The organism is Acetobacterium sp. (assembly GCF_041752335.1).
Classification (GTDB): Bacteria; Bacillota; Clostridia; order Eubacteriales; family Eubacteriaceae; genus Acetobacterium.
The window spans coordinates 50,233-61,961 of the sequence record NZ_JBGSHG010000012.1 but is presented as its reverse complement, the minus strand read 5'-3'; the positions used below and the strand labels follow the sequence as shown (position 1 = coordinate 61,961).

Genomic DNA, 11,729 nt, shown 5'->3' with positions numbered 1-11,729 from the left:
ATTATCCTCCGATCTGCCGATAACCGGCTAATAAAAGAATAGCGTACAATGACGATTTATTATCTTTAAAATTCAACAGGATTTCCTTATAATTCAGGCAATCCTACCAAGATTGAAGATAATCTGATTTTGAAGATAATGATTGTTATCATCAATTGATGATAACAAAGATAAAAAGACTGCTGAACCTATTGGTTGGCAGTCTTTTTATTGTGGCTAAGCGGAGAACTGGTTAACAACAGTGATAGAAATCGGTCCTAATGTTAGCGTCAGTACTAAATTAATAAAGCACCATCATAAAAAACCCGACCTTTTTATCGCCGGCATTATAGGTCATTCCCAGCTTTCGGGACATCGCGACAATATCGATACCGCTTCCTTCCAGGGAATAACGTTTCTTTTCCGGAAAACGACAGTTTTCCACTGTTTTAGCGGCACATTCAGGGCAAAGATTGCAGCCACCAGGGCCGGCAATCATCACTGGATCAGCTTCCAGCTTATCCCGGAGCTGATCGAGTAAGGCCAGGACCTCCATTGTACTCGTTTCCATTTTTTCGTAATATTCCCCCAGAAACATGATTTTATTGAGGATAATAGCGTGATCGTATTTTAAAAAGCGTTGCTTGTTGGCGTCCATGTCGCCGGAAAGTGGGGGACAGGAGTAATTCTGGCCGTAATTGCCACAGGTATTCGTCTTGCAGCTGGCAAACACGGCGTCAGCAAAGTTAATGTCGACTGAGGAAATTTCCTGGTACTCGTCAAAACCGACTTCATTGATCGCGTTGATAATTTTGTCTCTTAACATTGTTCCTCCAAAGATTATTTTAGATTACACACAGGATTGATTTTTGATAATCAATCGCATTTAATATTATGTTGCTATTTTATATCAAAAGCGATACGTTTACTACAAATATCATTTGTAGTAAATGTTTTTATCAAAATATTGCTGAAGCAGGGGTAATGAAAATAATAAAAATGATTGAAAATTTTAAAGTCGAGGTGTAATATAAAAAGTAACAAGCTGCTGAAACAAATAATTATTCTTCATGGAACTGGCTGAGTTATCAGCAGAAAATCTTATACGATGGAGGATAGAGTATTGAAAAAAGTGTGTGGTGTTTTGATGGGGATGATGCTTCTGGCAGTGGTTTTTGCCTCCGGTGTTTTTGCCGCCGGGGAAACCGAGGATCCAATTGGCATCCGTTATAAGGGGCATGTGCAGAACAAAGGTGATGTAGATTGGGTTTACTCGCCGGAAGAATTGGGCACCCGGGGGGAAGGGCTGAGAATTGAGGGATTCCAGATTGAATTGGTCAATGCACCAATAGGAGCAGACATCAAGTATAATGTCCATGTACAGAACAAGGGCTGGCTTTACGATGAAAACGATTCCAGTAACTGGCCCGAAAATGGGGCTTATGCAGGTACAAAAGGTGAAAGTCTTAGAATCGAAGCCATCAAAATTGTGATAGAAGGGCTGGACGGATATGATATTACCTACATGGGGCATGTTCAGAATCAGGGGGATCTGCCTGAAGCGGGGCCTTGGTTTAGAAATGGTGACCAGCTGGGGACCACCGGATCAGGCTTGCGATTGGAGGCCCTACGGGTGAGCCTTGAAAAAGCTAGTCCCATTAAGTTGATTTCGGCAACGGTAGGAAGCGGGATCATGATCAGAGATCTGGAGGGGGCAATGGATGTTGATCCGGCCGCTGAGGATATTGTTCTAACCTTCAACGACCCCATCACCGCAGAGACAGGCGTAACGAAAAACGTTCTCCTGATTGATCAGGAGGCCAAAAAACTGGTCGATTTGGGAAATGCGACACCATTGCTTCTGACTGGCGGCGGAACGACTGTCCTAACGCTTAATCTCAATGAATCGGGCGGATCCGGCGTGACGGTCATGAAAGTCCAAACCGGTTACCGGTTGCGCCTTACGGATTTGGAAAATGCTGACCATGAGGTTATTGGAGCTGATGAGGTGAATATTCTTTTTACAACCAAATAAAATTATAAATTGATTAATATATTAAGCAGAAAAATAACACGGTATGAAAGCTCTCAGAAGCTTTCATACCGTGTTATTGCGTTATTTTGCATCTTGAAAATCAATCAGGATTCAAGGTTCCTAAAAAATATCGTCAATAATAGGCGCGATGGAACAGATATATTATAGAAGAAATCTGGAAACGAAAGCTTCCGGATTTCTTTTCACACTTCCACATCCTAGATTCAGGTGTTATAATAAAGAAATCAGGCAGCAATTATAGCCGGAATAGGGGAAAGTGGTGTATGCAGGAAAAACACAAAAAAATGCTTATCGGTTTGATCATCATTTATGCACTGGTCTATCTGCTGGCTGTTACACAGGAGAACCATGTCCTGGTGATTCTACTTAAGCCTGGGGCAACCCTTTTCGCCTGGTTCTCAATGCGTTTTTTTACCCCAATGATGGAAGTCAATCATTCGGTAAGAAAGACGGTTTCCTACGGGTTATTGGCCTGGTTTATTGCTGACCTTATCGCTATGGTTGGGGAGCTGGCTGTTTTATCGGGGCGATATGAGCTGGTCAGTTTTTTTAATCTGGAAGTGATACTCTATGCTATCAGCCGGATTCTGATCCTGGTAACTATTGCCGGCCTGTATGGTTTTGTGACAAAAAAAACCAGTCAATTTCAGGTTATGGCAGATATGATAACGCTGGTCGTCTGTATGGGGATTACCGTCTGGCTGGTTTTTTTCAAACCGGCGCCCCTGTTGCCATGGACGCTGATGATTTCCGGAGATCTTGTTAGTATATTTTCTTTTTTTTACATCGTTCTCAGCCTTTTTACCCAGGGACTCCTGCTGTTAAATTGGCTTTATTTTAAAGAACGGATCATTACCATCGGGCATAAAATTGCCTTGACTGGTTTTGCCATTGTCAGCCTGACGGATTTAATCAGTGCCATCTACCCCAGCCTGATTTATCAGAGCGGCACCATTGATCTGGCTTACAAGGCCGGAATTATTTTGATCGCCATCGGCGGAGTTTATTTTAATCGCAATACGTTCACTCAATTATCGGCCAGAAAAGCCAAACAGCAACCTAACACCTGGAAGAATGGCTTCTATTTTCTGGCCTATCCGCTGTTTGCCTGGCACATTATCGGAATGGATATTGATATTTTGATCTATTTTCTGGTGATTGCCTTCTATATGGTTAGTTGTTTATATACTCATCAGATTGAAGTGACAAAAGCCGTGCTGGAAAAGGAAATCGCCAGCAATCGAGAATTAAAGAATCAACATCATTTTACCAATCAATTACTGGATGACATGCCAGGAGGAATTTTTTATGTCTCCCGGGACGACCAACTGCTGGGGTTGAACAACAAGTTTTCCCGTCTTTACGGTCCGGATACCGAAGCCTATATCAATCGTAATCTTTCAGAATTTCCCTACATGTCCAAAGCCGATTTCCGGGAGTATTGCCAGATGAAGGAAGAAGCCATGTCAACTGGCAGACCGGCCGTGCGACAGACCTCTTTTTTAAGTGCTAACGGGAAAGAAAAGTTTGTCCTCTATAGTCTCAATGTATATTATCTGGCAAATGGCAGAGTGGGTGGATTTCTAGGGGTTTTTACGGATATCTCCGAGATTAAAGAAAAAGAAAAGGAACTGGAAATTGCGTTGCAAAATGCCAATGCTGCCACCGAAGCCAAGTCTTTATTCCTGGCCAATATGAGTCACGAAATCAGAACGCCGATGAACGCGATTCTGGGGATGTCTCATCTGGTCATGCAGACCGAACTGGATGCCAGACAGGAAGATTATGTAAATAAGATTCATGGTGCCGCAACCGCCCTGTTGGGTATCATCAACGATATCCTGGATTTTTCTAAAATAGAATCCGGCAAGCTGGGCATGGAAACCATCGATTTCAATCTGGAAAAGGTCATCGATGATACCATCTTGTTGTTTGCTGAAAAAGCCGCAGCAAGAAAGCTGGAGTTTTTAGTTGATGTACCAGCTGATCTGCCCCGGTGGTATCAGGGTGATCCGCTGCGGCTGGGTCAGGTGCTCACCAATCTGGTCGGGAATGCGGTTAAATTTACCAGTGCCGGAACGATCAGGGTGACCATCAGTCTGGAAGAAAGCCGGGAAAACCAGCATCTGCTCAAGTTTTCAGTCCGCGATACCGGGATCGGCATTGCTCCGAACAATTTGGAACGTCTCTTTGAGCCATTCACTCAGAACGATAATTCCATTACCCGGCATTACGGCGGCACTGGTTTGGGCCTTAGCATCAGCCGCAATCTGGTCGAGCTGATGGGCGGAAATCTGTGGGCCGAAAGCGATCTGGGCGTTGGCAGCACCTTCAGCTTTACCGTCTGGCTGGGGAAATCTCCCATAGCGGAGAAAGCGGTAATAGATGTGTTGTACCATCCGGAGGATAATTCCCTGGCAAGTCTGGCTGGACTCAAAATTCTGGTGGCCGAGGACAATCCGGTGAACCGGCAGATTGCCGAAGAATTGCTGCGGCAGGAAGGCGCCCTGGTGGATTCAGTGGAAAACGGGGCGGCAGCCCTGAAACGAATTAACGATGCTAAAGCCCGGGATGATTATGACCTTATTCTGATGGATCTGCAGATGCCGGTGATGGACGGGTTTGAGGCAACCCGTAAAATCCGGATCATTAACCGTGATATTCCCATCCTTGCAATGACCGCCCGGACAATGGCCGATGAACGGGATGAATGCCTGATCAATGGCATGAATGATCACATCTCAAAACCCATCGATCCCCTGCTTTTGTATCATATGATCTTGAAATATGTGAAGCTTCAAGCAAAAGAGTGCGGGGGGGCAGCTGACGCCAGCGCAAGGACTGAAGTAAGAGCGGAAATATCGGAGTTGATTGAAGAAAAATCAGAAGCAATCAGGATTGAAGCCATGAAAATCAAAGAAATCGACTGGGATCAGGTCAAGAATCGGATGGGGAACAGCCAGGAGCTGATCGTGACCCTGCTGACGGTGTTTGCCGAAACCCATCCGGGCATGGCGGCTGACATGGAAACTGCCCTGGAGACTCAGAACAAAGACCTTTTGAAACAAAAAATGCACACGGCTAAAGGGGTTCTGGGTAATATTGATGCCACTGAGCTTTATCAACAGGTCTGTAAAATGGAGGCAGAGCTGCTGGAGACGGGTATGGATGAGATCTTAAGTCAGGATATAAAAAATTTCAAGATCAGCTTTGACCATTTTTATTCAGCTATTCAGATATTTATCGACACTCAGCAGGAGTCTTCGGAAGAGCGGCTGCAAACAGGGGACTACCAAAAAATTTAATCAATAACTGGCTGAACTGGCGGTGGCAATTTTCAGCGGGTTTCAAGGAAATGGCTTCTCTATGCCAGTAAATCGCCCAAAATTTTCAGTACCGCCTGCGGCTCCTCAAAAATAGGGCTGTGGGCAGAGTCTTCAAAAAGATAGAAGTGTTTTTCCGGGGCCTGGACTTCTTCCAGATAAATCTCCGACAGGTGGTAGTTGACGGTGTAATCATAAGCTCCGGAAAAAAAGATGACCGGAATCTCCAGCCGGGTGATGAGATCGTTGAGATTGGCCTGTCGGAATTCCTCGTTGAGTGCCGTGTTTTTAGAAAAAGCTTTACCCTGCCAGATCTGTAACTTTTCCTTGAGCATATATTCCCGGTGCTTCATCACTTCCAGAAAAATTCCGGTAAACACTGAGTACATCTTGTGGGTGGTACCAATCCCGGCCTCATGCATGACCTGATCCCGAATGCGTTCGTAACCGGCAGTTCCATAGGGGGCTTTTTTTAACTGTGCCAGATTCTTCTTATCATCGGCATAGTACTTTAGCATAAATTCATAGGCCAGTTCTTCCGATAGCACCAGATTGACCGACTGAGCCACCCCGATATAGGCGTGGTAGAACTCCGGTGCCTGTGCCACTGCCTGAATGCCGAGATAGGTGCCAAAGGAATGGGCCATCAGATAGATCTTGTCCTGGCGAAAGCGCTGGCGCAGATACTGGGTCACCGCAATGGTATCGGCCACCAGCTGGGCAGTGGTCATCGTCTCAGGAGGGATCCCGGGGCGGTAAGACAGACCGGCGCCGCGCTGGTCCCACCACACCACCGTAAACAGTTCATCAAGGTGGGCAGGATAGCTTGCGTTCAGCCAATATTCCGGCATTCCCGGACCTCCATGGACAAAGAGCAGCACCGGTTTTCTGATATCCCGGGATTTAATAATCATCCCCATTTCCACCCCATTGATGGTGATCCAGGATTTTTCCGATAAACTGCCCGGGAGCACCTGGCCAGTGGCATCGGTGTAGGGAATCATTTTGCCAGAAAACAAGACCATCAGCAAGGTGGTAACGATGCTGATCAAACCCAGAAGTAAAACTAAAAATAATGCCACGATTTGCTACCCCTTTCACAACAAAATTTTATGAGTATCATCAACTTCAGTCAATCCTCTGATAGTTAATAGGATGTTTCGATTATATCGAAACAATTTGATGGCGTCAAGTTGGAAGCTTGATTTCAGCAGTAAGGTTAGTAGGACTGTATCAGCATTACTGGATCCGTTGTCATCCCAAAAATACTGAGGCTGATTCCGCATTGCATATGCAGAATCAGCCTCAGCTTCGTTTTTCCATGGTCATGGCCGGGACTCCTCTCTGATTAATTGCTGTGATTTTGGTCAGGGGACATAGGTGCAAGGATAACCATTGATATAGATGGCGTTGTCACCCAATGGGTTACAATCAATATAGAGCTGGTCGCCTCCGGTATAGATGGTGCCGATGGTGCCGTTTGTTCCGGTTGAAACCGTTGATGAGTAGTAATCATAATAATAGTCGCTGCCGCCATCTGTTACCAGGAGCATTCCACCACTGAACTGATAATAAAGCGTAAACCCGCTGCTGTCCGTCCACTTCCAGGTGCCGCTGATGTAATCTTCGAACTGTTGCCATTCATTGACTTCCGGGGCCACGGTTACAGCCGGTGTTGTGGTTGTGGTGGTTGGCTGTTGGGTCGTAGCCTGCTGAGTCGCTGTCTGTTGAGGAATGGTAATGGTGTAGGTGCCAGTCTTGATGCCGCTTTTATTGCCGCCTTTGTCAATCGCAATGCTTTTCACGGTTGCCGAGGCGTTTAAAACGATGGGGGCTTCATAACGACTTGACTTGTCAGTCGGATCGGTGCCGTCAATGGTAAAATATACAACAATTTCCTCGCCGGAGGGCTTGTTGATTTCAACTTTCTGGGACGAGGCATAGCTGCCTTCGTTTAAGGAATATGAAGGCAGATCGATCACCACCTGTTTTTCCCCAGTTACGCCAGAGTTAGCCAGATCGTTGGTATTTGCCGGATTACCGTTATTTTTGCCGCTGAGACTGAACCATAAAAAAGTGGCGCCGCCAATCAGAACAATTACTCCCAGAATAACGGCCATGATGATCACCGTCTTCTGAGATCCAGCCGATGACGTATTTGGGGGCCCAGACATTTGTGCTGATACCATTTGAACCGGTTGAATTGGCTCTTGAGGAATCGGTACAAGATGGTCTGATACTTCGGTCTCAAAGCCGCAATTCCCACAGAATGGTTCGCCAGGGTCGAGTTTTGCTCCGCACTTTGGACAAAATTCTAAATCTTCCATGAATTTCACCTCCCTTCCACAGTGTAAAGGCTTTTTGCGGTCTTCTATAAAAACTTCATACCCGTCCGATTTAAAATATATCATCATTTTGTGCGACAATTTAAAAGATATTAATAGTTAAAATTAATGAGAAATGGGTTGTTGACTTATTCTAAAATGTTTCGCTGGGATTTTTGAGAGCATCTTACAAATCAGCAGGAAGATAGTATAATAAAGAAATCAGTTAACAATACGGGAAAACCAAAATTTGTAACCGTCGGGCCGGGAATGAGTGTCTGGAAAAAACATTCAAAACCTATAAAATCACTGGTGCAAGCCCGGTGAATAAAGAAATTATTTGACAAGTTTAAACAGGGATCAAAAGATACAGTAATGAATCATCTGAAAATGGCCTAAAATCCCCCTGATACCTAATTGTATCAGGGGGATTTTTCAGGGTTGAAACCGGATAATCTGGGAGGGACATTTGGCCATAGCGTCCTTGATGGCCAGACCGTCCCCGGGCGATAGGGTCTGGCTGATGATCGACGCTTTTTTGGCGACCATCTTAAAATGGCTGGGGGCGATTTTGGCGCACAGGCCACAGCCCACACAATAGTCCGGATTCAGGGAAAGGGGATCATACACTGCGGCGGCCTCATCATCAGCGGGTAGATCCTCCGGTTTGACAAACCGGGAGGTGATATAACCCATCAGAAAAATCGCCACGGTGGTCAAAATCCAGCGGACGACCATAAATTCCGGGCCGAGAAATTTGCTTTCAGTGATCAGCATCGGGATTTTGATCACCGCCCAGGTGGACAGGATGATGACAATATTGGCAATGCTGGCACCCTTGCTCAGCAGCATTTTACAGACCGGAAAGGCGGCGTAAATGGGGCCGGCTGAAAAACTGCCCAGTAAAAACGCAAACAGCGAACCTTTTATACCAGAGTTTTTGCCGAAGGCGTTTTCGATGGTTTCTTTTGGCACCCAGGCTGAAATCAGTGAGGTCAACAGCAGAATTACCGGCATAATCATCAGCATTTCCTTGACATAATAGCCGGTGTTGCCCAGCGATGGCAGAAATTTGTCCGGGGCAAAAATTCCAACTGCCACATAAGCCAGGATCACGATCATCAGAAAGCGGTTGTTTTTGAGTTGGCTTTTTAAAAATGTCATAAGATCACCCCCATCGCCAGAGCAATCACCAGGGCAAAACCAAAGCTCAGAGAGTTGCGGATCAGTGTAAATTTAAGACCGAATTCTCTTTTTTCAAGGGGAAAAGTTACCACCCCGACCATCGTCAGCGTGGTCAGAAAAGCGACAATCGGAACGATGCTGGCGCCGGCATCCACCAGTGAGGCCACCAGCGGAAAGGCCACAAAGGCAGGAATCAGGGTGATGCTTCCCAGTAGGGCAAAAAGCACCGTCGAAACAACCTCATTAGCCTGGCCGAAGGTTGCTTTAATCGTTTCCGGCGGCACAAAGGTAAGAATCAGACCAATTAACAGCAAGATGCCAAGAATATCGCCGGCGATCCCTTTCATCAGCCCCCCAGACATTTTAATGGCCTTAAGGGTTTTGCCCTTGTCTTTTTTTAGTGAAAACCCCAGCCATACCAGGGTAATCATCCAGAAAATCAGTGTAAAAACATCCATCATTTAACCTCCAAGTTGATTATGTGAATCTCAGCTTCAAAATTCGACTTTTCTATATTATACTGTAGATCAGCGGAATAAAAAGTTACCAGGGTCACATCTCAGGAGGTTATTTTATGAATCATCACGATTTTATGATAGTTTTATCCAGCCATAGCCTTTTTTCTGATTTTTCAGCTGAAGCGCTAAATCAGCTTTTCAGAGTCCATTACTATGAGAAACGGGAGTATGAAAAAGATCAGGTGATCCATTTTCAGAATGAGTGCTGCCGGACCATGGATCTAATTCTCAATGGCCGGGTGGCGGTGCAGAATCTCGATAGTGAGGGTAATATTCTGACCATCAGTATTTTCCAGGACGGCGATGTGCTGGGTGCCAATCTGATTTTTTCCAGCCGCAACACTTATCCGATGACCGTGTTGGCACAGTCGCCGACGGTGATCATCCATCTTCATCAAGAACTGATTCTGGAACTGTGCCAGATGAACCGCACCTTTATGATTGGGTTGATTAAAGCCATCTCTGACAAGACTTTGATTCTCACAGACAAAATCAACGCAATATCGATGAAAACAATCCGCCAATGCATCATAGATTTTTTACGGTATGAGTCCCAGATTCAGAAAAGTCAGGTGATCCGACTGCCATCATCAAAAAAAGAACTGGCCCAACGTTTTGGCATTCAGCGATCATCCCTGAGCCGGGAGCTCAATAAAATGCGACAGGATGGTCTGATCGATTTCGATTCGAAAACAATTACCATTAAGAATATGGATTTATGGTTGATTTGAAAGTATTCTGGATACTATAAAAGAGGTAAATAAATTGAAATACTATATTAACCCAAAAAAGAACTAGAACCGATTCCGCCATTTAACCTGCGAAACCGGCCTAGTTCACAATCTCAGTAGTCATCCGTTTGGACTCCTTCTTTTGATTTTATCAAAGATCTTCTTTTTCACTTTTCAGTTTAAACATTACACACTTATAAGGGGATATCCGTCGGTTAAAAAGATTGCTCTTTTTAATAGTTGGAAGATCTGTCTTGATGCAGATTGTTTTCCCGGCCTGTCAATCAATTATTTCATCATGGTCAAATTTTCACCTTCAACCTCGGGTCGGTACATTGATTGTATTGCCAGCGTCGTAATTGTTTTTTAAGTGGTTGACACATTGATTCTTATCACTCGTTACTGAAAATGATTCAGTTGATTTTTGATATGTACCTATTATATCATGGTGCTAATAAAAGTAAATAGACAAGGTGTAAACGTTTGTATAAAATTCGTATACGCTTATAAACAATTCTTATTGGGACTGACAATTGTTGTGACAGCTTAAGATAAGCGGGTGTAATTCCGCCCATCTTTAGGTTAATCCGAAATCTTTTCATGGACTTCTTCTAGCACTTTCACTCGATTTTTTTGTCCGCCGCCGCTGTTCTTTCCCCCCGATCCCTGTTCGTTTGTTTTTGAATCCCAGACGCCCAGGGCTATCGTTCCGAAAATCCCACCAATAAACACCGTCAACATCACAATCGCTACCACGGCAATGGAAAGCTGAGGGCTTTTTTCGGCGGCCTGAACCACCAGGGTTTCGGTTTTAGGACAATTTCGGTCAGAGGTGCATTCATAACAACTGATACAACTGAGACTGGTAACCGTCTCATTCCGGCAGACATCAATATTCATCGGACAACTGCGACTGCATTTCTGACAGCTAACACAGGTATCGGTTTTTCGGCGGATTTTAAAGATCCGGATCTTGTTGAAAAGACCCAGCAGGGCGCCGTAGGGACAGGCATATTTACACCAGGGCCGTTCCACAAACAACGAGCCGATGGTGATAAACATTAGCAGAATCAGGGCTGGCAGGGCCACCGTTCCGGTCCAAAATTTGAATAAGGCGTGATAGGGATCAAGAGTGGCAAACAACAGCGCTCCGGAGACGGCCGTTACCGTCAGTACCCAGATCAGTACGCCATAGCGTAAATAGCGCAGTACCTTGTCTACCTTTGGGGGGATAAACTGATTATAGCGTTTCTTAAATATTTTTTTTCCGATTTTGCCGATCCATTCCTGAAAGGCGCCAAAGGGGCAAATCCAGCCACAGAAAACCGGACCGAAAAGCAGCGCCAGCAGAAATACCAGACTCATCAAAATCACTGCAGAAATCTGGGTTTTGGGGACAAAGAATCCGGTTGTTGCCAGGGTAAAAAAGGTTTCTACACCGCCAAAAGGACAAAGGGCATGGAGCGACGTCGCTGACAAAAAGGGAATCCCCATGCCGGCGGCAGCCAGGGTTTTATTTGCCGTAATAAGGGCGATAAGGGTAAAGAAGAAGATTTGCACCATCAAACGCAGGTTGAATTTTTTAGGTTTAGCCATGATGACCACCTCCAATC

9 protein-coding genes are annotated in these 11,729 nt (G+C 45.1%); 3 read left to right on the top strand and 6 right to left on the bottom strand.

Features of this window, described 5'->3' with window-relative positions:
• Nucleotides 1-280 precede the first annotated feature (280 nt).
• On the bottom strand, nucleotides 281-805 hold the full coding sequence (locus ACEW8F_RS02380; protein ID WP_373481871.1) for a DUF2284 domain-containing protein: 525 nt from the start codon (nucleotides 803-805) through the stop codon (nucleotides 281-283).
• A 306-nt stretch (nucleotides 806-1,111) separates the two neighbouring features.
• On the opposite strand from ACEW8F_RS02380, the gene ACEW8F_RS02375 reads away from it, so the two are divergent.
• Together ACEW8F_RS02375 and ACEW8F_RS02370 are read left to right on the top strand one after the other, a co-directional pair.
• Entirely contained in the window at nucleotides 1,112-2,014 is a 903-nt protein-coding gene (locus ACEW8F_RS02375; RefSeq protein ID WP_373481873.1) for a hypothetical protein, read from the top strand.
• Between the two features lie 284 nt (nucleotides 2,015-2,298).
• Complete coding sequence (locus ACEW8F_RS02370) at nucleotides 2,299-5,340, top strand: ATP-binding protein (protein WP_373481870.1); 3,042 nt, start codon at nucleotides 2,299-2,301, stop codon at nucleotides 5,338-5,340.
• A 59-nt stretch (nucleotides 5,341-5,399) separates the two neighbouring features.
• Here the strand turns inward: ACEW8F_RS02370 and ACEW8F_RS02365 are convergent, their stop codons facing one another.
• The 4 genes from ACEW8F_RS02365 to ACEW8F_RS02350 all read right to left on the bottom strand — a co-directional run bounded on the left by ACEW8F_RS02365 (nucleotide 5,400) and on the right by ACEW8F_RS02350 (nucleotide 9,325).
• A complete protein-coding gene (locus ACEW8F_RS02365) occupies nucleotides 5,400-6,440 on the bottom strand; it encodes an alpha/beta fold hydrolase (RefSeq protein WP_373481869.1) in 1,041 nt (346 codons plus the stop codon).
• Nucleotides 6,441-6,725: 285 nt separating this feature from the next.
• A complete protein-coding gene (locus ACEW8F_RS02360) occupies nucleotides 6,726-7,685 on the bottom strand; it encodes a chitobiase/beta-hexosaminidase C-terminal domain-containing protein (RefSeq protein ID WP_373481868.1) in 960 nt (319 codons plus the stop codon).
• 432 nt (nucleotides 7,686-8,117) lie between these two features.
• On the bottom strand, nucleotides 8,118-8,846 hold the full coding sequence (locus tag ACEW8F_RS02355; RefSeq protein WP_373481867.1) for a permease: 729 nt from the start codon (nucleotides 8,844-8,846) through the stop codon (nucleotides 8,118-8,120).
• Nucleotides 8,843-9,325, bottom strand: a complete 483-nt coding sequence (locus tag ACEW8F_RS02350; RefSeq protein ID WP_373481872.1) for a permease — start codon at nucleotides 9,323-9,325, stop codon at nucleotides 8,843-8,845. The genes ACEW8F_RS02355 and ACEW8F_RS02350 overlap by 4 nt, the downstream gene beginning before the upstream one ends.
• A 116-nt stretch (nucleotides 9,326-9,441) precedes the next feature.
• On the opposite strand from ACEW8F_RS02350, the gene ACEW8F_RS02345 reads away from it, so the two are divergent.
• The gene (locus ACEW8F_RS02345) at nucleotides 9,442-10,116 is read left to right on the top strand and encodes a Crp/Fnr family transcriptional regulator (protein WP_373481866.1); all 675 of its coding nucleotides are present in this window, start codon (nucleotides 9,442-9,444) and stop codon (nucleotides 10,114-10,116) included.
• Nucleotides 10,117-10,698: 582 nt separating this feature from the next.
• Here ACEW8F_RS02345 and ACEW8F_RS02340 read toward each other — a convergent pair.
• Nucleotides 10,699-11,712 carry a 4Fe-4S binding protein gene (locus ACEW8F_RS02340; RefSeq protein ID WP_373481865.1) on the bottom strand — a complete coding sequence of 338 codons (1,014 nt, stop codon included), beginning with the start codon at nucleotides 11,710-11,712 and terminating at the stop codon, nucleotides 10,699-10,701.
• Nucleotides 11,713-11,729 lie beyond the last annotated feature (17 nt).